19 protein-coding genes and 3 pseudogenes are annotated in these 22368 nt (G+C 69.2%); 11 read left to right on the top strand and 11 right to left on the bottom strand.

Annotation, left to right across the window (positions count from 1 at the left end; genetic code table 11):
• Positions 1–43: 43 nt before the first annotated feature.
• The 4 genes from AB0M27_RS01605 to AB0M27_RS01590 form a co-directional block, all read right to left on the bottom strand.
• Positions 44–874, bottom strand: a complete 831-nt coding sequence (locus AB0M27_RS01605) for an NAD(P)H-binding protein (protein WP_365716745.1) — start codon at positions 872–874, stop codon at positions 44–46.
• 111 nt (positions 875–985) lie between these two features.
• Entirely contained in the window at positions 986–3499 is a 2514-nt protein-coding gene (gene pepN / locus AB0M27_RS01600) for an aminopeptidase N (protein ID WP_365716743.1), read from the bottom strand.
• Positions 3500–4014: 515 nt separating this feature from the next.
• Positions 4015–4362, bottom strand: coding sequence for a chorismate mutase (locus tag AB0M27_RS01595; RefSeq protein ID WP_365716741.1), 348 nt, complete (start codon positions 4360–4362; stop codon positions 4015–4017).
• A gap of 5 nt (positions 4363–4367) precedes the next feature.
• Entirely contained in the window at positions 4368–5285 is a 918-nt protein-coding gene (locus AB0M27_RS01590) for an AraC family transcriptional regulator (protein ID WP_365716739.1), read from the bottom strand.
• 149 nt (positions 5286–5434) lie between these two features.
• Here AB0M27_RS01590 and AB0M27_RS01585 point away from each other — a divergent pair.
• Together AB0M27_RS01585 and AB0M27_RS01580 are read left to right on the top strand one after the other, a co-directional pair.
• Positions 5435–7196, top strand: a pseudogene (locus AB0M27_RS01585) (beta-galactosidase family protein).
• 57 nt (positions 7197–7253) lie between these two features.
• Positions 7254–8135 carry a hypothetical protein gene (locus tag AB0M27_RS01580; RefSeq protein WP_365716737.1) on the top strand — a complete coding sequence of 294 codons (882 nt, stop codon included), beginning with the start codon at positions 7254–7256 and terminating at the stop codon, positions 8133–8135.
• A 46-nt stretch (positions 8136–8181) separates the two neighbouring features.
• Here AB0M27_RS01580 and AB0M27_RS01575 read toward each other — a convergent pair whose 3' ends face one another.
• Positions 8182–9621 carry an MFS transporter gene (locus AB0M27_RS01575; protein WP_365716735.1) on the bottom strand — a complete coding sequence of 480 codons (1440 nt, stop codon included), beginning with the start codon at positions 9619–9621 and terminating at the stop codon, positions 8182–8184.
• Between the two features lie 145 nt (positions 9622–9766).
• On the opposite strand from AB0M27_RS01575, the gene AB0M27_RS01570 reads away from it, so the two are divergent.
• Positions 9767–10249: a MarR family transcriptional regulator gene (locus tag AB0M27_RS01570; protein ID WP_365716733.1), complete on the top strand. Its 483-nt coding sequence runs from the start codon at positions 9767–9769 to the stop codon at positions 10247–10249.
• A 25-nt stretch (positions 10250–10274) separates the two neighbouring features.
• Here AB0M27_RS01570 and AB0M27_RS01565 read toward each other — a convergent pair whose 3' ends face one another.
• Both AB0M27_RS01565 and AB0M27_RS01560 read right to left on the bottom strand, forming a co-directional pair.
• Positions 10275–10886, bottom strand: a complete 612-nt coding sequence (locus AB0M27_RS01565; protein WP_365716731.1) for a TetR/AcrR family transcriptional regulator — start codon at positions 10884–10886, stop codon at positions 10275–10277.
• Positions 10887–10910: 24 nt separating this feature from the next.
• Positions 10911–11390: pseudogene (locus AB0M27_RS01560) on the bottom strand (VWA domain-containing protein); the annotation flags it as partial.
• Between the two features lie 45 nt (positions 11391–11435).
• Here AB0M27_RS01560 and AB0M27_RS01555 point away from each other — a divergent pair.
• From AB0M27_RS01555 to AB0M27_RS01535, 5 genes are all read left to right on the top strand, one after another.
• On the top strand, positions 11436–12926 hold the full coding sequence (locus AB0M27_RS01555) for a recombinase family protein (protein WP_365716729.1): 1491 nt from the start codon (positions 11436–11438) through the stop codon (positions 12924–12926).
• Between the two features lie 167 nt (positions 12927–13093).
• A complete protein-coding gene (locus AB0M27_RS01550; RefSeq protein ID WP_365716727.1) occupies positions 13094–13390 on the top strand; it encodes a helix-turn-helix domain-containing protein in 297 nt (98 codons plus the stop codon).
• A gap of 218 nt (positions 13391–13608) precedes the next feature.
• The gene (locus AB0M27_RS01545) at positions 13609–15972 is read left to right on the top strand and encodes a phage/plasmid primase, P4 family (protein WP_365716725.1); all 2364 of its coding nucleotides are present in this window, start codon (positions 13609–13611) and stop codon (positions 15970–15972) included.
• A gap of 357 nt (positions 15973–16329) precedes the next feature.
• Positions 16330–16752, top strand: coding sequence for a hypothetical protein (locus AB0M27_RS01540; protein ID WP_365716723.1), 423 nt, complete (start codon positions 16330–16332; stop codon positions 16750–16752).
• A gap of 504 nt (positions 16753–17256) precedes the next feature.
• The gene (locus AB0M27_RS01535; protein WP_365716721.1) at positions 17257–17724 is read left to right on the top strand and encodes a hypothetical protein; all 468 of its coding nucleotides are present in this window, start codon (positions 17257–17259) and stop codon (positions 17722–17724) included.
• A gap of 487 nt (positions 17725–18211) precedes the next feature.
• Here AB0M27_RS01535 and AB0M27_RS01530 read toward each other — a convergent pair whose 3' ends face one another.
• The 3 genes from AB0M27_RS01530 to AB0M27_RS01520 form a co-directional block, all read right to left on the bottom strand.
• On the bottom strand, positions 18212–18586 hold the full coding sequence (locus AB0M27_RS01530; protein WP_365716719.1) for a hypothetical protein: 375 nt from the start codon (positions 18584–18586) through the stop codon (positions 18212–18214).
• A 111-nt stretch (positions 18587–18697) separates the two neighbouring features.
• Positions 18698–18868, bottom strand: a complete 171-nt coding sequence (locus tag AB0M27_RS01525) for a hypothetical protein (RefSeq protein WP_365716717.1) — start codon at positions 18866–18868, stop codon at positions 18698–18700.
• The gene (locus AB0M27_RS01520) at positions 18865–19143 is read right to left on the bottom strand and encodes a hypothetical protein (protein WP_365716715.1); all 279 of its coding nucleotides are present in this window, start codon (positions 19141–19143) and stop codon (positions 18865–18867) included. The genes AB0M27_RS01525 and AB0M27_RS01520 overlap by 4 nt, the downstream gene beginning before the upstream one ends.
• A 271-nt stretch (positions 19144–19414) precedes the next feature.
• On the opposite strand from AB0M27_RS01520, the gene AB0M27_RS01515 reads away from it, so the two are divergent.
• Positions 19415–19669 (top strand): GntR family transcriptional regulator, encoded by a 255-nt coding sequence (locus AB0M27_RS01515; protein WP_365716713.1) that lies wholly within the window; start codon positions 19415–19417, stop codon positions 19667–19669.
• A gap of 668 nt (positions 19670–20337) precedes the next feature.
• On the opposite strand, the pseudogene AB0M27_RS01510 reads toward AB0M27_RS01515, so the two are convergent.
• Positions 20338–20595, bottom strand: a pseudogene (locus tag AB0M27_RS01510) (VWA domain-containing protein); the annotation flags it as partial.
• Between the two features lie 135 nt (positions 20596–20730).
• Here AB0M27_RS01510 and AB0M27_RS01505 point away from each other — a divergent pair.
• Both AB0M27_RS01505 and AB0M27_RS01500 read left to right on the top strand, forming a co-directional pair.
• Positions 20731–21597, top strand: coding sequence for a rhomboid family intramembrane serine protease (locus tag AB0M27_RS01505; protein ID WP_365716711.1), 867 nt, complete (start codon positions 20731–20733; stop codon positions 21595–21597).
• A 55-nt stretch (positions 21598–21652) separates the two neighbouring features.
• Entirely contained in the window at positions 21653–22330 is a 678-nt protein-coding gene (locus AB0M27_RS01500; protein ID WP_365716709.1) for a hypothetical protein, read from the top strand.
• Positions 22331–22368: the final 38 nt, after the last annotated feature.

The raw sequence follows: 22368 nt of genomic DNA, 5'->3' as shown, positions 1-22368 counted from the left end.
TCAACGATCGGAACCCGAAAGTGGGTACGGCGGAAGGGCGTGCTCAGAACTTTCCGCCGAAGTCCTCCGCGTGATCCCGCGCCCACTGGGCGAAGGTCCGCGCGGGGGTGCCGGTGACCTTCCCCACCGTGTCGGTGATCTCCGGTGATACGCCGACCGTCTCCTCGAAGGTCCGCAGCAGCCGTTCGAGCATCTGGGGCGGGACGTGCGGAAACAGCTCCGGGCCCGCCTCGCGGGGGTCGACCTCCACGAACGTCAGCTCCCTGCCGACGGCCGCGCCGATCGCCGCGACCTGCTCGGCGTTGGTGGTCGCCGCGGGACCGGTCAGCCGGTGCGTGGCGCCCTGGTGTCCGCCGTCGAGCAGGACCCGCTCGGCGACGGCCGCGATGTCGTCCTCGTGGATCGGCGCGGAGAGCCCGTTCGCGAAGACCCCGCGGACGGTGTCCCCGGCGCGGACCTGCGGCGCCCACTGCAGGGCGTTGGTGGCGAAGGCGTTGGGACGCAGGAAGGTCCAGTCGAGCCCGCTGTCGCGGATCTGCCGTTCCACGGTGGCGTGCATGACGTGGATGGGGTGGGTCTCATCGGCGCCCTCCTGGATGATGCCGCTGGAGAGCAGGACGACATGCCGCACCCCGTGGGCGCGGGCGGCTTCAAGGAGGTCGGGCGTGCCGGCCTGTGCGTACAGGAAGAGGGCCGTCGCCCCGCCGAACAGGGTGGCCGGGTCGTCCGGCCGGAACCGGACCACCTCGGCGCCGGCGGGCAGGGCGGCCCGCTGCGGGTCGCGGGTGAGCGCCCGCACGGGCCGGCCCGCGGCGAGGAGACGGTCGACGAGGGCACGGCCGACGTTGCCGGTCGCGCCGGTCACCACGATCACGGAAGGTGCCTCCGAAGGCTCGGCTGATCGCTTCTGACAGCTCGAGCCTAGGGGGACGGTCCGGACCGCGGCATCGTCGGCACGGACCAGCCGAGTCCTAGGACGAGGGACCTACTCCACTCGTGCCACCTGCGCCTCTTCCGTCTCCTCGCCGCGCACCCGCAGGGCGCGGGCCAGGTCGTCGAGGCGGTCGGCGAGGGTGCGCCGCAGGGCCGGGGTGGGGTCGGCTTCGCGCAGACAGGCCTCGCCGAGCCGCAGGTTCTCGGTGTCGACGGCATGGGCCGGGAAGGCCCAGCGGCCGGCGGCCTGCGCGATGGCGGGCCCGCGCCGGGCACTGAGGGCGACGGCGTCCGCGTAGAAGCGCGGCACGTACTCCCGTACCAGATCGGCCTGTTCGGGCTGCCAGAAGCCCTGGGCGGTGGCCGTGAAGAGGTAGTTGGACAGGTCGTCGCCGGCGAACATCGCCTCCCAGGCCGCCCGCTTGGCCTTCGGGTCGGGCAGGGCGGCACGGCAGCGGGCGGCGCCCTCCTGGCCGGTGGCGCTCGGGTCGCGCTCCAGCTCGGCGGCGATGGCGGCCTCGTCGGTGGCGCCGAGCACGGCGAGCCGGCCGAGGATGCGCCAGCGCAGCTCGGGGTCGAGCTCCGGCCCGCCGGGCACCGTGCCGTCGGCGAGCCAGGCGGCGATGGTGTCGGGGTGGGCGGCCACGCCGATCAGGTGCCGTACGGCGAGCAGCCGCAGGCCGGGGTGGTCGCCGTCCTCGGTGCGCCGCAGCAGGTCGCGGCAGAGGGCGGTGAGGGTCGCCAGGGCGGCCGGGCGGTCCTCAGGCCTCAGGTACTGGTCGGCGATCTGGCCGGAGGCGAAGGCGAGGACGCCTTGGACCAGGGCGAGGTCGGTCTCGCGCGGCAGGTGGGCGCGGGCCGTCTCCAGGTAGGCGGCGGGCGCCAGTTCGCCGTCGCGTACGGCGTCCCTGAGGGCGTTCCAGACGACCGCGCGGGTGAGCGGGTCGGGCAGGCCCGACAGGCCGGCGCGGACCGTCTCGAAGGACTCGGCGTCGAAGCGGACCTTGGCGTAGGTGAGGTCGCCGTCGTTGAGCACGAGCAACGCGGGGCGCTTGCCGATGGGCTGCGGGTCGCTCTGCGGGACGTCGAGGTCGAGGCGCTCGCGCAGCACCAGCCGGCCCTCGTCGGCGACGTCGTGGTCGTACAGGCCGGCGGTGAGGCGGTGCGGGCGGCTGCCGGCGCGGTCGACGGTCAGCGCGCAGGTGCCGTCGGCGGAGGCGACGACGGGCGTGAGCTTGTCCACGCCCGTGGTGCGCAGCCAGCTGTCGGCCCAGGCGGGCACGTCGCGCTCGGTGGCGGAGGCTAGGGAGTCGATGAAGTCGGCGAGGGTGGCGTTGCCGAACCTGTGCCGGGCGAAGTGGGTGTTGATGCCGGCGAGGAAGTCCTTCTCGCCGAGCCAGGCGGCGAGCTGGCGCAGCGCGGAGGCCCCCTTGGCGTAGGAGATGCCGTCGAAGTTGAGCAGTGCGGAGGCCGTGTCGTCGACCTTCTCGGGGGCGACCGGGTGGGTGGTGGGCCGCTGGTCGGCGTCGTAGCCCCAGGCCTTGCGGGTGACGCCGAACTCGGTCCAGGGGCCGGTGAAGCGGGTCGCCTCGGCGGTGGTCTGGTAGCCCATGTACTCGGCGAAGGACTCGTTCAGCCAGATGTCGTCCCACCACTTGAGGGTGACGAGGTCGCCGAACCACATGTGGGCCATCTCGTGCGCGATGACCATGGCGCGGGTCTCCCGCTCGGCGTCGGTGACGGCGGAGCGGTAGACGAACTCGTCGCGGAAGGTGACCAGCCCCGGGTTCTCCATGGCGCCCGCGTTGAATTCGGGGACGAACGCCTGGTCGTAGGAGTCGAAGGGGTACGGCTCCTCGAACTTCTCGTGGTAGCGGTCGAAGCACGCGCGCGTGACGTCGAGGATCTCCTCGGCGTCGGCCTCCAGATGGGGGGCGAGGGAGCGGCGGCAGTGGATGCCGAAGGGCAGTCCACGGTGCTCGGTGCGCACCGAGTGCCAGGGGCCGGCGGCGACGGCGACCAGGTAGGTGGAGATCAGCGGGGTGGGAGCGGCCTGCCAGACGCCGTCGGCGCGCTGCCCGGTGATGCCGTTGGCGAGCACGGTCCAGCCCTCGGGCGCCCTGACGGAGACCTCGAAGACGGCCTTCAGGTCGGGCTGGTCGAAGGCGGCGAAGACACGCTGGACGTCGTCCATGAACATCTGCGTGTAGACGTAGGTCTCGCCGTCGCTCGGGTCGGTGAAACGGTGCATGCCCTCGCCGGTGCGGGAGTAGCGCATGGCCGCGTCGACGCGCAGCTCGTGCTCCCCGGTGGAGAGGTTCTTCAGCGGCAGCCGGCCGTCGTCGAGCGACTCGGGGTCGAGGGACTCCCCGTCCAGCGTCACCGCGCGCAACTCGGCGGGCTTCAGCTCCACGAACGTGTCCCCGGCGGACCGCGCGGTGAACCGGATCACGGTACGGGAGTCGAAGGTCTCGTCCCCGGTCGTGAGGTCCAGTTCGACCGTGTAGCGGTGGACGTCGAGGAGCTGTGCACGGAGCTGCGCTTCATCGCGCGTGAGTACGGACATGCAGGCCATGCTGCCTGATCGCACTGACAGCGCACAGGGGGTGGACGGCTTCACGGCTTATGTCCGACTCGCCGCCCCGACCCGTGCCCGCGCCCCGGCTGTCTCCGTCCCCTCCCCGACCGCCCTGCCCGTGACCGCGCCGCGCCTGCTTCTGCGCGCTCCCGACCACACCCGGCCGGCCCCGACCACACCTGGACCACGTGACCCGTCCCGACCGATCGCGCCCGATCCCCGAAAACCCCCTGCTCGCTCCCGACCGTTCCCGCACCCCGCCCTGGACCTCGCGCGCCCCGCCTCCGTCCAGCTGTCCCAGACCGGCCCTAGACTGCCCGCGCCCCGCTCCTGTCCAGTCGCCCTCGACCGCCCGCGCCCCGCTCCCGTCCGGTCGTCCCGGTCCGGCCTCCGACCGCCCGTGCCGCTCCCGGCCGTCCCCATCCGGCCTGCCCCCGACCGCCGCGCCGCTGCCGGCCGCCCCCGTCGGCTCCCTCACCGCTGCCGGCCGGCTCCGGCCGGGATCAGGCGTCCGTCTGTTGGCCGTTCGCGGTGTCCTCGGCGATGCGCTCGTGGTGCCGGATGACCTCGGCGATGATGAAGTTCAGGAATTTCTCGGCGAAGGCCGGGTCGAGCTTGGCGTTCTCGGCCAGGCGGCGCAGCCGCGCGATCTGGCGGGCCTCGCGGGCCGGGTCGGCGGGCGGCAGCTGGTGCACGGCCTTGAGCCGGCCGACCTGCTGGGTGGCCTTGAACCGCTCGGCGAGCAGGTGGACTACGGCCGCGTCGATGTTGTCGATGCTGTCGCGCAGCCGCTCCAGTTCCTGGCGGACCCCGGGGTCCACGTCACCGGTTCCGGTGTTGCTGGTGGTCATGCCCGTCACCCTATGGGTTCTCCGGGCCGCGCCTCCGGGCTGTCCGGAGAGTGGATCATCGGCGGATCGTCCGGGTCCGGAACGCGGTCGCTCCAGCCGCCGGGCACGCTGCGGCCCTGCTGGGCGCGGAAGCGGACCGGGGCGAGGCCCACACGGCGGGTGAACAGCCGGGAGAAGTACGCGGGGTCGTCGTAGCCGACGCGGCGGGCGACGGCGGCGACGGGCAGCTCGGTGGCGGCGAGGAGTTCCTTGGCGCGGCCGAGGCGGATGCCGAGCAGGTAGTCCTTGGGGCTGCAGCCGGCGGCCCGGCGCACGGCACTGCGCAGCTCGGCCGGGGTCATACCGTGCACGCGCGCGTGGTCGGCGACGCTCATCGGCGTGCAGGCGTCCCGCGCGAGCGCCTGGAGCACCTGGTCGCCGTCCGGCGCGAGGTCGGCGCGGGCACGGCGCAGGGCGACGAGGAGTTCGTGCACCGCGGCGCCGGTCTCCACCTCCAGCAGCGGGTTGCCGCGGCGGGCGGCGCGGGCGATGCGGGCGACCACCGCACGGGGCCCGGAGGCGTCGGAGAGCGGGACGACGGGCCGCTCGGGTTCGATGTAGCCGAGGTCGGTGTACGTCGTGGTGGCGGGTCCGGCGAAGTCGACGAAGCCCTCGTCCCAGCCGGTGTCCGGATCGGGCGCGTAGTGGTGGGGCACGCCGGGGGTGAGCCAGAGCAGCGCGGGCGCGGTGACGGTCGTTCGGCGGCCGTCGGCGCCCCGGTACCAGCCGCGGCCGGAGCTGATCACGACGGCCACGTGGTGGTCGAGGGCGCGCGGGCCGACCGTGGGCAGGGCGCCGTGCTGGAGCCCGACACCGAGGCAGACCAGGCCGAGGCGGTGGTGGGCGGGGCCGGGGCTGAAGAACCGCATCCAGGTCTGGTACATCGGCGCTCCTCCCGGCGTCGGCGACCGCGGACTTTCGTCCAGACGTTTCGTCCAGACATTCCGTCCAGACATTCCGTCCAACGTTTTGTCCAAGCAGCGACGATCTTCGTCCATGGCGCGGACCCCCGGAAGGGGTGAGGCTGGCGCGCATGAGCGAGTTCACGGTGGGGGAATCCGACTTCCTGCTGGACGGGCGGCCGGTACGGCTGCTGTCCGGGGCGCTGCACTACTTCCGGGTGCACGAGGGGTACTAGCGGCACCGGCTGGCGGTGCTCCGGGCGATGGGCCTGAACTGCGTGGAGACGTACGTCCCCTGGAACCTGCACTGGCCGGTCCCGGGCGGCTACCGGGACGTGCAGGCGCTCGGCCGGTTCCTGGACGCGGTCGGGGAGGCCGGGATGTGGGCGATCGTACGGCCGGGCCCCTACATCTGCGCCGAGTGGGAGAACGGCGGAGTGCCGCCCTGGGTGACGGGCGAGGCGGGCACGCGCGTGCGCACGCGTGACGAGCGGTATCTGTCCCGTGTGGAGATCTGGTTCCACCACCTGATGCACGAGATCGTGCCCCGGCAGATCGACCGCGGCGGCCCGGTGATCCTGGTGCAGGTGGAGAACGAGTACGGCAGTTACGGCAGTGACACCGGCTATCTGGAGGCGCTGGCCGGTCTGCTGCGCGCCAAGGGGGTCACGGTCCCGCTGTTCACCTCGGACGGCCCCGAGGACCACATGCTGACCGGCGGTTCGCTGCCCGGGGTGCTCGCCACGGTGAATTTCGGCTCCCACGCGCGCGTGGCCTTCGAGACACTGCGCCGCCATCGCCCCGAGGGCCCGCTGATGTGCATGGAGTTCTGGTGCGGCTGGTTCGACCACTGGGCCGGCGAGCACGCCGTACGGGACCCCGGGGAGGCCGCCGGGGCGTTACGGGAGATCCTGGAGTGCGGGGCGTCGGTGAACCTCTACATGGCGCACGGCGGCACGAGTTTCGGCGGCTGGGCGGGCGCCAACCGGGGCGGTGGCGAGCTGCACGAGGGCCCGCTGGAGCCGGACGTGACCTCCTACCACTACGACGCCCCCGTGGACGAGTACGGCCGCCCCACGGAGAAGTTCTGGCGCTTCCGCGAGGTGCTGGCCGAGTACCGCTCAGGGCCGCTGCCCGAACCGCCGCCGTCACCCGCCCCGTTGGGCCGCCCGGTGGAGGTGACGCTCGACGGCTGGGCGCCCTTGGGCGAGGTCCTGGAGACGCTGGGCGGCGAGGAGACAGTCGCCCCCCTGCCGCCCACCTTCGAGGAACTGCACGTCACCCGGGGCCTGGTGCGCTACGAGGTGGACGTGCCGGGCCCCCGGCAGCCGTACCCGCTGACCCTGCGCGGGCTGCGGGACCTAGCGGTGGTGTACGTCGACGGGGAGCGGGCCGGGGTGCTCACCGAGGAGGAGCCGCGCCTGAAGGAGCCCGTCGCCGGCCCCGCGCGCGTGGAGCTGTGGGTGGAGTCGCTCGGGCGGGTGAACTACGGGCCGCGCTTCGGCGAGGCGAAGGGGATCACCGGCGGCATCCTGCACGAGCGGCAGTATCTGCACGGGGTACGGGCGCGTGGACTGGATCTGTGCGCGTTCGACGACGGCGTGGACGCGGTGCGGTTCGGCGCGCTGCCGGAGGAGGGCACACCGGGGCTGTACCGGGGCACCGTCATGGTCCGCCGGGCCGGGGACGCCCGGCTGGCTGGAGCTGCCCGGCCGGACGCGCGGGTTCGTCTGGATCAACGGCTTCAACCTGGGCCGCTACTGGTCGGTGGGGCCCCAGCGGTCCCTGTACGTCCCCGGACCGGTGCTGCGGGAGGGCGAGAACGAGGTGTGGGTGCTGGAGCTGCAGGAGGCCGACCCGGACTGCCCGGCCCCCCGCCTCCTGCCGGTGTGACCGGCCCCCGGCCCGCCTACAGTGGAAAGGGGTTCCGGCGTCTTTGGGGGTGCGGACGTGGCGAACGGCGGACCGGTCCAGCACGGCTATCCGCATCTGGAGACGGTGCGGGCCGCCATCACCGCGCTGTACAAGCGGCTGTCCCGCGACACCGTCCAGACCTTCTCCACCAGTGTGATCCCCGCCGACGTGGCCTTCTGCGACACCGACGACCTGCATCTGGGCGCGCAGCGGGTGGCCCGGGAGATCGTGCGGCACTTCCGGCTGCCGGACGCGCGGCTGATCGTCGGCTTCCGGGAGATGACCCACGCGGCGAACGTCGAACTGGCGGCGGGCCCCGAGTACTTCGTGGAGCTGAACGACCGTTTCCGCACCCACCGGGGGGACATCGGCGCGGCGCTCGCCCACGAGGTGGCGCACGTGTACCTCCACCGGCTGGACCTCTCCTTCCCCACCACGGCGGAGAACGAGATCCTCACGGACACGGTGACGACGTATCTCGGCGCGGGCTGGCTGCTGCTGGACGCCTTCCGGGAGGACGCGGTCTCCTCGCAGAAGCTCGGCTACCTCACCCCGGAGGAGTTCGGTTACGTGCTGGCCAAGCGGGCGCTGCTCTTCCACGAGGACCCCTCGGTGTGGTTCACCAGCCCGCAGGCCTACGACGCGTACGTCAAGGGAATGACCCTGGCCCGCCGGGACGAACAGCAGCCGCCGCTGACCGGGGCCGGCTGGGCGGGGCGGCGCCGCTACGCCCACGACCGGCGGCACGTCTCCGGCGTCCAGCCGACGGCGCCCTACGCCTTCTCCCCCGACCCCACCGGCCAGCTCCGCGTGTCCTTCTCCTGCCCTACCTGCCATCAGCGGATCAGGGTGCCGGTGAAGGGGCGCGTACGGGCGCGGTGCGGGTTGTGCCGGACGGTGCTGGAGTGCGACACCTAGGTTCACGGCACCGCGCCGGGGCTCCGCCCCCAGCGGGTCCGGGGTGTCAGCCGAGCTCCTCGGACGCCGCCCGTCGGGGGAGCGCCGCACACAACCCCCCGCACACCACGAACGCCCCCACCACCCACGGCATCGCATCCCCCAACGCCCCGGTCATCCCCGAGGACACCCGCCCGAAGAACACAGTGCCGACCACGGCGGCACCCAGCGCTCCGCCGAACTGCTGAGCCGTGGAGAAGATCCCGGACGCCCCGCCGGCCAACTCCCCCGGCACCGCCGACAGCACCACGTTCACCAGCGGCACCACCAGGAACCCGAGTCCGGCCCCGGCGATCAGCAGCCCCGGCACCAGCGGCCACGCCCCCGCGTTCACAGCCGGCGCGCCGTCGACCACGGACCACACCCAGCCGAAGCCGCCCGCCATCAGCAGCGCGCCCGCGCCGAGCACCAGCCGCCCGTACCGTACGGCGAGCCCGTCCGCGGCGGGCGCGGTGAGGAAACCGCCGGCAGAGAAGGCGACCGTCACCAGCCCGGCCTGCATGGGCGTGTACCGCTCACCGGCCTGCAGCCAGACCGCGAAGACCAGGAAGAAGCCCTGCATGCCGACGGAGAACAGCAGTTGGACGAGCACGCCCACGGAGAACGCGGGGAGCCGGAAGGCACGGGCGGGCAACAACGGCGCGGTTCCGGGCCGGTGGCGTCGCGCCTCGTACACGCCGAGCCCCACCACGGTCACGACACCCGTGCCGAGGCAGACCCAGCCCCACAGCGGCCAGCCGTTCTCCCGGCTCTGCACCAGTGGCAGCACGATCGCGACCAGGCCGCCGGCCAGCAGCAGGCTGCCCAGGACATCCGGCCGGCCCGCCGACCGCTCGCGCGTGGCCGGGACCAGCAGCAGTCCGCCGACGAAGGTCGCCACGGCCACCGGCACGTTCACCAGGAACACCGAGCGCCAGCCCCAGCCGAACAGATCGGCGTCCGTGAGCACCCCGCCGAGCAGCAGCCCGACGGCGGAGGCGAAGCCGGCGACGGCGCCGTACATCCCGAACGCGGCCCCGCGTTCCTTGCCCTGGAAGAGGGTGCGGAACGAGCCGATCACCTGCGGCACCAGCACGGCGGCGAGGACGCCCTGCACCGCCCGTGCGGCGATCAGCTGTCCCGGTGACTGGGCGATCCCGCAGACGAGGCTCGCCAGCCCGAAACCCGCCGTGCCGGCGAGGAAGAGCGGGCGGCGGCCGATACGGTCGCCGAGGTGGCCGGAGACGATCAGGGCGGCGGCGAAGCCCAGCAGATAGGCGGAGACGACCCACTGCAGATCGCTCGCCGAGGCGTGCAGATCCCGGCTGATCGAGGGCACGGCCACGTTGACGATCGTGCCGTCCAGCAGGTCCATGAGCGCCGCGGTCATCATCACGACGGCGGCCGCCCAGCGGCGCGGATGGGGTTCCGCCACGGTGGCGGTGGGTTCGGTGAGCGTTGCGGACATGGAGGTCTCCTCGGCTCCTTGGCATCGGCCCCCGGAAGGGAAGCCCGAGATTTATTTCGTTCGAGCTAACGAAAGAGTTGCACCCACACCTCCGCCTCCGCAAGTCCTTAGTTCGATCGAACGAAATTTTTGCTAGCCTGGAGGCATGGCCAAGGCAGACGAGAAGCGGGACGAGGCGGCGCGGTCCGAGACGCTGGCGCAGCTCATGGAGGTGGGCCGGATCCACAGCGGGGTCACGGTCATGTTCCACTCGGCCGTCGCCGCCAAGCAGGGGCTGAACGCGACGGAGGAGAAGACCCTCGACCTCCTCCAGCGGCAGGGCCCGCTCACCGCGAAGGACCTCGCCGAGCTGACCGGACTCGCCCCCGCCTCCGTCACCGGGCTGCTCGACCGGCTGGAGACCAAGGGTTTCGTGCGCAGGGTGAAGCACCCGACGGACAAGCGCCGGGTGCTGGTCGAGCTGAACCAGGAGAAGATCGCCGAACTCGCCGTGTTCTTCGAGGACTGGGCGCGGGACGTCGTCGAGGCCTGCGAGGAGTTCAGCACGGACGAGCTTCGGACCGTCGTCCGCTTCCTGTCCGTCATGAGCGACCGCCAGCGCGCCGCCGCGGCCCGCCTGACCGGCTGACGCGTACGCCGACCCCTACGGCGCGCTATGCGCGTACGGCGATCCCGTCCAGCACCATCGACAGATACTGGCGGGCGATCTCCTCGGGACTGTGCCCGCCGCCGGGCCGGTACCAGGAGGCGGCGACCCACACGGTGTCGCGCACGAACCGGTAGGTGAGGCGGACGTCGAGGTCGGCGCGGAAGACGTGCTCGGCGACCCCGCGTTCCAGCGTGCCGAGCCATGCCTTCTCGAACCGCACCTGCGACTCGGCGAGGAACGCGAACCGCTCCTGGGCGACGAGTTGCCTGCTCTCCTTCTGGTAGATCGCGACGGCGGCGCGGTGCCGGTCGATCTCCCGGAAGGACTCGGTGACCAGCGCCTGAAGCGCCTCGCGGGGGCCGAGTCCGCCGGCGAGGACGGTGTCGTAGCCGTCCCACAGCTCGTCGAGGAAGGTCCGCAGGATCTCCTCGAGCATCGACTCCTTGGAGTCGAAGTGGTAGTACAGGCTGCCCGCGAGCATCCCGGCGTGGTCGGCGATCCTGCGGACGGTGGTCGCGTTGTAGCCGTGCTCGGCGAAGACCTCGGCGGCGACGCCGAGGAGTTCACCGCGCCGGGCCGCCGCCGCGGTCACCTGGGGCTTCTTCTTGGTCGGCACGACACCCATTGTTTCAAACGCTTGTTAGGGAATCCGTACGACGCCCGCGGCGCGCGCGGCGGCCAGCCACTGCGGGAACTCGCCGACAAGACGGTCGTACAGTTCGGCGTCGGTGACGCGCCGCGGGTCCTGGCCGGCATGGAAGAAGCCGGCGTTGTCCACGATCCGCCTGTCCGGCACGGCCAGTTCGTCCAGCTTCCGCAGGAACTCGAACTGCCGGCTGCCCGGGTCGCCGAAGCCGACGAACTGCCAGAACAGCGGGAGCTTCGCCGCCTTGCACAGATAGCGTTCGGCGGCGAGCTTGTCGATCGGGCCGCCGTCGGTCTGGAAGACGACCAGGGCGGGGTCGGTGGCGCCGCTGTCCAGGTAGTGGTCGATGACGGCGTCCATGGCCAGGTGGTAGCCGGTCTTGCCCATGTGCCCGAGCCGGGCCACGATCCGCTCGATCCGGCCCTCGTGCTCGTCGAGGGCGATGTCGGTGACCGCGTCGACGTCCGTGGAGAAGGTTCCACATATGGTCCCCTTGAGAGGACATCACCAGGAGGGGCCATGGCCACGGCAGCAGCGACACCGACCGCCAGGGAGTACCTGCGCGTCAGCAAGGGCAAGGGGCGCGTCGCCCGCAGCATCACCGACCAGCACAAGGACAACCTGAAGGCAGGGCAGGAGCACGGCCCGTGGACGTGGGGCGAGCCCTATGCCGACACCGGTAGCGCGTCCAAATTCGCGCGGAAGACTCGCGACGATTTCGACCGGCTCATGGCCGATCTGGAATCGAAGGAGTTCGGGGAGCCAGGGACGGTTCTCGTGTTGTGGGAGATCTCCCGCCTAGCGCGTGAAACCCTCATGGGCGTCTCCCTGGTCAACGCGTGCGAGAACGGCGGATATCGCATCCACGTGACCAGCCTTGGCCACACCTACGACCCCCAGAACTACGGGGACCGGCACAGTCTCATCTCCGGAATCAACGACGCGGAGAAAGAGGCTCGGCTGCTGTCTGTCCGTACGCTGCGCGGCGTGAACTCCGCATTGGATGAGGGCAGGCCGCACGGAAAGACCCCGTTCGGATACGCCAGGGACTATGAACTGATTGATGGCCGTCCACGGCCCGTGTGTCAGTATCCGCACCCTGAAGATGCTCCGTTGGTCCAGGAGTTGTTCAGGCGCGTCCTGGGCGGCCCTGGAAAGGCTCCGGAGCCCATCCGGTCCGTGGCCATGGATTGGGAGCGGCGGGGGGTGGTGAGTCGGCAGAGTGGGGCTACGTTCTCGCCGCAGAACCTGCGCAACATGCTCATGCGTAAGGCCTACGTCGGTATCCGCGTCCATGGCGGCAGTGAGCGCCCCGGTAACTGGGAACCGCTCATCGATCCAGAGACATTCGAGGCAGTACAGCGACTACTCGCCAACCCTGAGCGAAAGACGTACACCACGGCCAACGTTCAATACGTGCTGACCGGCACGCTGCGCTGCGACAAGTGCGGTGGACGCATGGGCGTCAAGAAGGGCACTAAGCGCCAGATCCGTCCGGCGTACGCCTGTTCCGCGTACGGGCATCTGCGGATCGATAAGGCGGAGACTGACGCATTCCTGATCGGGGATGCGGAACACCCTGGCGTGATCCTGGCCTATCTCTCACGGCCGGACGTGGCCGCAGGCCTTTCCGCCCCTGGCGACAGTGAAGAACTGACCGCCCTGCGCGCCGACATCGCTGCGACGCGCACCACCCTGGAGGCATTCGAGGCGGAGGACCCGGAGACCCCGGCGGAGGCGCGCATCATCGCCCGGAAGATCTCCACCCTGGAGACCACCATCAGGGAGATGGAGGAGCGCGAGAGGGCGCTCTCCGCGCCCAATCCCCTGGCGTCCATGTTCGATGTGGGCCCGGGTGCGGCGGAGCGCTGGGCGGCCACGGAGGTGACCGCACAGCGGGCTGTGGCGGCCTTCCTGCTCTCCCCCGCCATCCTCGGTCAGCCTCACGTTCGGCCGGTCTCTGACAGCCCCTCTGAGGCTGTGCCGGACCGCATCCGGTGGGCCAGGTAGCAAGAGGCCAAAAACGGCTCTGACAAGGCGCTTTGCAGATTTGTTTGGGGATCTGCGGAGCGCCTTGTACGTTCTGGATCGCCGAGCCAAGGAGAGGGCTGGCCGTAACGACGTGGGGTCGTTGCGTCGACCTGCCCTCCTGGAGAACGGCAATGCACAGCGTCCCTGTGCCGTCCGACCTGATCGGACCGATTCAAGCGGCGGAGATACTTCACGTCAGTCGCAGCACGATCTACAACATGCTCAAGTCCGGTGAACTCACCGGATATCGCGTCACGGATGGACTCACTCGGATATCCGAGACCGAGGTGCGCGCCCACATCAAAACCACGGCTCCGACAGTCGTAGAGCTGGACGCGCATATTCGCCGGATAGTTGACGCTGCGCCCGCGCTTACCCCTGAGCAGCTCGAAAGGCTGCGGGCTTTGCTGGCTCCGGCCCCTGCGCAGTCTGAGGCTGCCTGAGCAAAAGAGAACCGCCCCGAGGAGCACAGATATCCGGGGCGGTCTCAACACCCGCCCGATGAAAGGCATGACCAGCATGACATAGCGCGTGACTTCGGACCCCGGAGGAGAGGAACCCCGCCCTAGGCGGGGGCTAACGGCAGGTTCGAAAGCAAAGACAACCGCCCCGGAGAGGGAGAGGAATCCCACCGGGGCGGTTATGAGCCGTAAGGAAAAGAATGCCAGACCTCTCCGCCGATCGCGCAGCGGTGCACACGTTCCTTTCGACCAGGTACGGCGGAATCCCCGGCCTGTTCCAGGTCTGTTCAGATCCAGACAACTGGACCGGTCGCTTCTTCAACACGGACACCGTAGGGATTGACCGTGCCACCGCGTACGTCATGGAACTGGACGCGAGCAAGGTGCGCGGCATCTATTCACGGATGACCACGGTCACCGGGCTGCCTGGCCAGGGGAAGCGCGGTCAGGCTGATGACTCCTTCTGCTTCTCCGGCCTTTGGTCAGACCTGGACTTCGGAACGGTGGGCCACAAAGGGAGTGAGAATCCGCCGGACCCGGAGACCGCCCACAAGGTCTATCAGGCAACGGGACTTCCCAAAGCCACAATTCTGGTGAATTCGGGCGGCGGTCTGTATCACCATGTACTCCTGGGCAAGTCCGTGGATATCCGGGACCCGGAAACGCGAGAGAGGGTGAAGAACCTCTCTCAGCGCTGGCAGGCACACATCGAAAACACCGCCAAGGAGATGGGGTTCACGTACGGCCGGGGTGTTTCCGACCTGGCCCGTGTCCTGCGTATCCCGGGCACGGTGAACCGAAAGGCTCCGGACAACCCGCGTCCGGCGCAGGCCCGGTACTTCGACAACCGGTACTCACTGGAGGAGTTGGAGGCCGCGCTCCCTGCGCCCCAGGGACGGCGCTACGTGGCCGGAGGAGGCCGCAGCGGCGGCCACCGCGCCCAGGACAGCACGGGACGGCTCAGGGAGCTTCTGAGGGGCGTTCAGCGGGGCGCCACGGTGCAGGAGGACTTGCGCGTCCTGGTGGACACGTTCCGCACGAACTATGAGCGCGACGGAGGCCGCAACAACGCGCTCTACATCCTGGCCGGAGCGGCATTCCAGTACGCGGCTGCCGAACAACTCGACTTCGAGGACGTGAAGGAGGCGTTCACAGAGGCCGCGTACGAGCTGGAGATGGACACGGACACCGGTGGCGCGGAGGCCATCGAGAAGACGTTGGAGAGCGCGGAGAGGTACGGCAGGAACAACCCCCGGGCATTCGAGCCACGGCGTACGCCGACCGATCCGGAGAAATACTTCGCCCGTATCGAGGGAACGCGAACCTTCCTCGCGGCGACCCTGGCGACAGACGTTCTCGACATCGGACCGCTCGCGGCCGGTATCGACAGCCTCTTGTGGCAGTACCGGGAGGGAGTTTGGGTGCCATCCAAGGACGTGGCGCGTCACCGCGCTGCGAATCTCCTTGGGGAGAACTACCGGCGCAGTTACGCGGTCAACGCCGAAGACGTTGTCCGCAGTCGCATCCCGGACATCGAATGTGAGCCGATCTCAGAGGTCATCAACTTCCGTAACGGCCTGTACTACTGGCAGACGGGGATACTCGCCCCGCATTCACCGGACGTGCTGTCCACGGTTCAGCTTTCCGTGGACTGGGAGCCGGCTGCCACCTGCCCTGAATTCGACGCGTTTCTAGGCCAGGTCTTGCATGCCGACACGGTCGACATGATGTGGGAGCTGATCGGCTATCTCATGTACTCCGGCAACCCGCTCCACAAAGCGGTCATGCTGACCGGCAGCGGACGCAACGGGAAAGGCACGTTCCTGCGCGTGCTGGAGACGCTGCTCGGAAAGCAGAACATCAGCTCCGCGTCACTAACCGACCTGGTCAGTAATCGGTTCGCCACCGCGTCGCTGTTCGGGAAAATCGCGAACATCGCGGGTGATATCGACGGGACCTACCTGGAGACCACGGGCGTCTTCAAGAACATCACGGGGCTGGACTCGATCAGGGCCGAACACAAGGGGCGCGACGGATTCGAGTTCACGCCCTGGGCGGTCCCGGTGTTCAGCGCCAACAAGATTCCCGGGTCGGCGGACACCACCGTCGGCTACCTCTCGCGCTGGGTTATCCAGCACTTCCCGCACAACTTCGAGGGGCGCGAGGACCGCACGCTTGACCAGCGGCTCCAGACGAAATCGGAGCTGGCGGGAATCGCGGCCAAGGCCGTTCCGGCACTGAAGCGACTTATGGCGCGAGGGGACTTCGAGCTGTCCACGTCCGCGCAGGAGGCGCGGGAGGAGTTCATCCGCAGGGTGGACCAGGTGCGCACGTGGATATCGGAGTGCACCGCACCTGATCCCGCCTCCTGGTCTCCGCGCACCGCGCTGTACGCCGTTTACAAGAACTGGGCCGCCCGCGACGGCCACGGGACACTCAAAGCCACCGAGTTCTATGACCGGCTGGAGTCCGCCGGAGTACGGCCAGCAAAGGTGAACGGGAACCGTGGCTTTGCCGGAATCAGGGTCACGGACACGGCCGAAGGGACGGGCCGTCCACGGTGAACAGGGGGCACAGGGGGCAGGAACTGCCCTACCCCCCACGCGTACGTACGTAAGGGGGGTTAGAGATTTGTGCCCCCTTGTGCCCCCTGGCAGAGCCGGTATCGCTCTGATCAGCACGAATGCAGAAATCGGAGGGGGCACAGATTGTGCCCCCTGGAATCGAAGAGAAGGAGTGGCCGCTGTGGTCGACCGCCCCATGCCCACACCCGACGACTTTCCGTGCCCCCACTGCTCCGCTCCGGTCGGTGAACCGTGCGTCATGAAGAACGGCCGGACCGGCCCTCACGCCCCCAGGACGTGCCTTCAGATACAGGCCGCCATCAAATGGGCCACCGCACACGCAACCGAGGATGAGAAGTGACTGACACGCAAAACCAGTCCGACTACGGCCGCGCTCTGCACGCAGAGCCCCGACTCCAGACCGTCGTCAATGTCGTGGACGCGTTGGCCACACTTGCCCGGCCGACGGACGCGCTGTGCTCCTCATGCATTTGGGAGCACCTCGTGAAACCGATGATCGTGCCCCTCATCGGATGGGAGCGCGGCTATCTACCCCAGTCCGCAAAGGACCCCGCGCCGGGCGAGAACTCCTGGCGCCCCGTATCTGCGGCCGAACTCCTGGGCTCCGAGGAACGCCGGACCCCGGCCACCACGGAGACCGAGAAATGGCTCCGGTCATCGGAGGCATGGAACGGCTTTGTCGGTCCGCTCCTGAAGCGGCTGGAAGTGATGGACCCCGGTAACGGCCACGGCATTGGGCCCGTGGACTCCGCCGCATAAGCGTGTGGCCCACCCCCGGCCGGACCCCGGGGGTGGACCACTAATCCCTCAACGCCAATCAAGAGGAGGCGATCGTATGTCGCCCATCCCCGTGATCGCCATGTGCGGTCTCACTCGGCCACGCAATGAAGACAAGCCCTGCCAGCGAAAGCCAGGGCATCGAGGACTGCACAGGGACCGGTTCGGTATCCAGTGGCCGAACAGGGAGCGGCGGACAAAGCGGGTGCCCTATGTCCGGCCGGGCCTTGAGCGATTCCCCGGACAGCCCGGCCGGTATCTCCCGCCACACAAGCGAGACAAGGTCGCGGCGAACGCCTAGACCTTCACCGAGGAGGAGATGGCCTTGGGCATGGATATCGATATGGACCCCGGCAGCCGGCTCGGGGGGTCCATTTCCCCGGTAACCTGCTTTCACCGTCGGATCGCCCGGCCCCGGCGGATCTAAGTCCGGAGCGGAATCCCACCTAGTCCCCGCTGGGTGGCGGCCTTGAAAGGGGGCCCGTCGTGAGCTATTCGATGGGCTACTACGACGGCAACGAGTACGCCGACGAGTACGAAGAGCAGGACCAGTACGAAGAGCAGCCCCCGCAGCGCCAACGGCGCGACGGGCAAGGACTGCGCGCTTATGCGCAGAAGGTGCAGCGGGAAAACGCTGCCCTTAAGGAGAAGCTGCGGGAGCAGGAGGATGCGATCCGGGATCTGATGGGCGGACAAAGCCCACAGCCCGCCGGAGGCGCGCCTCAGAACATCCTCACGCAGCAGCCACACTCTCCCCGGCTCACGCAGGCGGAGATGATGCAGATGCAGCGGATGCAAGAAATGGGCGTTGTCGGCGTAGCCGCGCCCATGGGCACTGATCGCGAACAGGCCGCCCGCATCCAGAACGCACAGAGCCCTCAGGAACTCATGGACTATCTCCAGAGTCAGGGCAACCAGAACGGCACCGGTAACTACCAAGGGATGGGGTACTGATGGACTCCACGCGTGCCGTTCCCGGCACAGACCTTTCCGGCGACCCCGGCCACGAGGGCGGTTCTCAGCCCATGAGCGCGCTTAAGGGCGGCTGCGCCGCCCCGAATGTCGCTCCGCCTCTCGGGGGCACCAACAGCGGCGCACAGCGCCCCGGACCGAACGCCATGGACACGGAGTCTCCGAACTCCGGATTCATGGGCGGCTCCATGCAGACCTACGCAGGCTGAGACTGCACAAGCACCTGACAGGTCTGCATTCACGCTGAGGGATCCCGCTGACGCCATGGCAGACCGGCGTGAATAAGCCCTGACAGGCCATGAGAAAACCCACCGGCTCACCACCCCGGTGGGTTTTCCTATGCCTGCACTGTAAATGCAGCGCTTTTCCACGATAAAAGCCGCAGATGCAGAGCATTTCCTGGCGCTGCGCGCGGTAAGGGGACGACTCCTGCGCTCCCCCTACCGCTCTTGCGCCTCTACTCCTGCACTTACACAGCAGATGTCAGGCGTGTCGCCACAAGCGACACGTTGTAGATCACGGATGCCGTTGCGGCACCGGTGGCGTTCACTGAGAAGTTCGTGGTGCCGTCCGACGTGAAGTAGGTGCGCCACACCGTGGGCACGTTGTTGGCGGGGACGAGCGGAACGGATGCCAGGGTGGTGGCACCGAATCGAAACTCGATGTTCTTGTTGTCTGCGGCTGCGGGCGTGCCGGAGCCGGACAGGTAGGCCACCACATCTATCTGAAACAACCCCTTGCCGCCCGGCGGCAGTGAGGTCGCGATAGCGGCTCCGGCGGTCGGTGCTGTCACCGAGCCGAATGCCATGGAGGCATTCGCCAGCGGGCCGTTGTAGGTGCTCATCTCGGGCATTGCGCCTCCATGGGGACTGTCTTTTGGGGCCCCAGGTTAGGCAAGAGAAAGGCCACCCTGTTCAGGGGTGGCCCAGTTCTCAGTGTGGCTACGTCGTGACTCCTACCGCTCCTGTCGCTCTCCCTCATCCTTCGGGTAGAGCCTGCGCCATTCGGCGTCCCGTTCAGCGGCACGCTGGCGCAAGGTGCGGATGTCTTTCTCGGTGGCCTTGATGCTGGCGCGTGCCTGGCCGATGAGCCAGGCGACGGCCATTCCGGCGAGGAACTGAATCACGCGCTCTTCTCCCCGCCCTTCTGTGGCCTTGAGTTCATCCGAGCACGCGTTGCGCGGATGCGGGTCAGGATCGCTACCAGTTGCGGGTCCGGCTTCACGAGATGGGCGTGTGCCCGGTGGGCGTAGACACTCCAGCCGGGGCCGCTGTTGCTCATCTCGTGCCATACGAGAACTGCGTCTTCGGGGTCGGTGATTACCTCGTCGCAGTGGCGGCATACGTGGACGGCGCCGGTCATGATGCCGCCCGGTGACGCGGGCAGCGGCACGGCGGCCATTCGCCGGTCATCAGGGGCTCTTTGATGTCGGGTACGTGGACGGTGCCCCGATCCTCCACAACGGCACCGGAGGCGCTCACGCGGTAGACCCGGATAGTCAGGCGGGGGATATCGTCGGCCATGTCGACTCCTACTCAGTCGGCCATGCCCCGGGACCGTTCGCGCGGTCGCCGGGGTCCTTTCGGTTCACACGGTATCTGGGTGTACTACCCCCGGCTACCCCCATGGGTAGCTATGGCACGACTGGGCCAGTCACCTAACGTCCTGGATCATGAGTGCTATCGACCGTGAGGGACCCGTTCCGCCGTACCGGCAGATCGCCGATGATCTCCGTCGCCAGATCGCGGACGGCACGATCCCCGTTGGCCGACGCATTCCGAGCATCGTGGAGATGGAGGCCACCTACGCAGTGGCCCGTGACACGTTGCGGAAGGCCGTCCAGGTGCTCAAGGACGAAGGGCTTGTGGAAACGGTCACCGGCATGGGGACCTTCGTGGTGAAGCAGCCGCCGGGGGCGCTGGCCTGAGAGGTCTGGCACGCATGTGCGGGGTGGGTTCAGCCCAGCCCAGGAGCCCCGGCTTAACACCCCCGGGTCAGAGCTGGCGGCTCAGCCCTCTGACCTGCGGTGATGCGCGCCAGTCGGCGCGGCGGGCGTTTGCTCCGGCTCCGCTCGGACTGCGGCGCAGGGCTCGGGCAGGCCGCTGGCCTGCTCGTTCTCATGTATGTACGACCTTGCCACTGGTTGCTCAGCAAACCGGGCAATGCGCAGGCATGGTCACAGTCATGGACAGGCAATGCAGCGATGGCTGCGCCGTGCATGCGTGGCCAGTGAAAGAGCGCTCTCGTGCTGGCCGCGTCTTCACCGCGAACATCTCCACGGAGGCGGTGGTCTAGGTGGTGCTCACCATGGTCGTCACGGCCCTGTTCTTCGGCGTGAGCGTGGCCGTGCTGGCACGGCTCCGGTGGGCCAGTGCTGGCCGTCCCCAGGGCGGCTCTGCCAGCCTCCGGCGGGCCAGCCGGACCGGTGGGCCAGGGCGCCCCCTGGCCGCTCTCAGGGGCGCTCAGAGGGGCGAGTGTTTGCAGTCCGCAAATCCAGCATGATCCGCATGGTTATGCAGCGCTCTGACCTGCACTGATGCTCGGACCATGATCACGGACGATGGCCGCTCGCAGACGCACCCCATGTGGAACGTTGTCCGTGGAGAAGAACACGACCGGCACCCGGCCGTCGTCGTCCAGGTGCGCGGACAGGCCCAGCACCCGGTCGGCGAGCGCCTGCACGCTGCCGTCCTTGTAGTACGGCTTCATCGAGCCGGAGTAGTCGACCACCAGGTAGACCGCGGCGCGCAGCCCGTCCAGGCCGTGCTTGGTGAGCGACACGCCCGCCGACTTGTAGGCGCCGACGAGCGCGGGTGCGGTCTCCTCCACCTTGCGCAGACTGATCGCGGCCATGATCCCCCCTCGGCTTTCCGGGAAGCCTATGCGATCACTGGGCCCTGTTGTCGCTCCTGTCACAGCAGTTCGCTATTTTGTTCGCCGCCGTCCCCACCGGCTCATCCCGTCCCGACCTTCCTCAAGGAGCCGGCCGTGACCGCCGAGTCCGCCGTCACCACCTGCTTTCGTCATCCCAAGGTGGAGTCCCACGTCCGCTGCACCCGTTGCGACCGCTATATCTGCCCGGACTGCATGCGCGAGGCGGCCGTCGGCCACCAGTGCGTGGAATGCGTGAAGGAGGGGGCGCGGTCCGTCCGGCAGGCGCGCACGGCGTTCGGCGGCCGGATCAGCGCGGTGCCGCTGGTGACGTACGTCCTCATCGGGCTCAACGTGCTCGCTTATCTGTCCGAGTTGGCGCGGCCGTCCATCGAGGACCGCTTCGCGATGCTCGGCACGGTGCCCGCGGGCTACCTCCCGGAGGGCGTCGCGCACGGCGAGTGGTACCGGCTGCTGACCGGCGCGTTCCTGCATCTGACGCCCGGTGAGGGCACGTTCGGCATCACGCACATCCTGTTCAACATGCTCGCGCTGTGGAACGTCGGCCGGGTGGTCGAGGCACAGTTGGGCCGGGTCCGCTACCTCGCGCTGTATCTGCTGTCGGCGCTGGGCGGCTCGGTGCTGGTGCTGCTGCTCGCCCCCACGTCCTTCACCGTCGGCGCGTCCGGCGCGATCTTCGGCCTGGGGGCGGCGTACTACGTGATGGGCCGTCGCCTCGGCTACGACATGCGGGCGGTCAACCAGTACATGGGCGGGCTGCTGGCATGGCTGGTGATCTCCGCCTGGCTGACCTCCTGGCAGGCCCACCTCGGCGGTCTGCTCGCGGGCGGAGTGGTGACGCTGGCCTACGCGTACGCGCCCCGGGACGGCCGGCGCACACCGGTCCAGGCGGGAGTGTGCGTGGCGGTGCTGGCGCTGCTGCTGGTGCTCACCTGGATGAAGGTGACCTCGCTGACGGCCTGAGCGAGCGCGGGAAATCCAGGTGTCCGGCCGCCGAGCCGACCGTACGCTTCCGGCCATGCCTGAGCACCCGTGGTTCGTCATCGAACCGGAAGACGACGAAGAGTTCGAGTTCACCGACGACGAACGCGCCTTCGCGGCCGCGCTGCGGGAGCGCACCGCCGGTTGGGCCTCGGCAGGGGTCGGCGGAGAGCTCGCGCGGACGGACGCGTGGGATTCGCTGGTGGCCTACCTGTCCTTCAGCGATCCCGGGGGCCGGCTCCATCTGCTCTACGCAGGTGTGCACTTCAGCGGGGACCGCGTCCGCGGAGACCGTCTGCACAACCAGTTGTTCACGCTGACCGACCGCCCGTCGAGCTGGGCCCTGGAGACCACCGGCACGGTCGAGGAGCTGGCCGACCGGTCGGCGGACTGGTTCCGGACGGTGCTGGACAAGCCCGTCGTGCTGTACGTATGGCTGAACCCCGACCGGTACGCCTACGCGGCACGGTTCGCCTTCGCCGACGACGACCGGACGATCAGCCAGCTGTACCGCAAGGATCTGGCGCCGCCGGGGCAGGCGGAGGAGCTGATCGCGGCCGGGCATGTGCGCGGCCGTGGCTGGATCCAGACCGTCGGCCTGCCCACGCCCACGCTGTACCAGCACATCCGCGGCGATCTGGGCAGGGCCGCTCTGCCGCCGGGGGTGAGGGCCGTCACCGAGCGCAGGCCCCTCGCGGGCGTCTGGTACGAGTAGGCACGGCCCGCGGAAAAGCAACGACGCCTGCCCAGGCG

The organism is Streptomyces sp. NPDC052107, assembly GCF_040680215.1.
Lineage (GTDB): Bacteria > Actinomycetota > Actinomycetes > Streptomycetales > Streptomycetaceae > Streptomyces.
The sequence above is the reverse complement of the archived record's forward strand: the minus strand, read 5'-3'. Positions and strand labels throughout refer to the sequence as shown.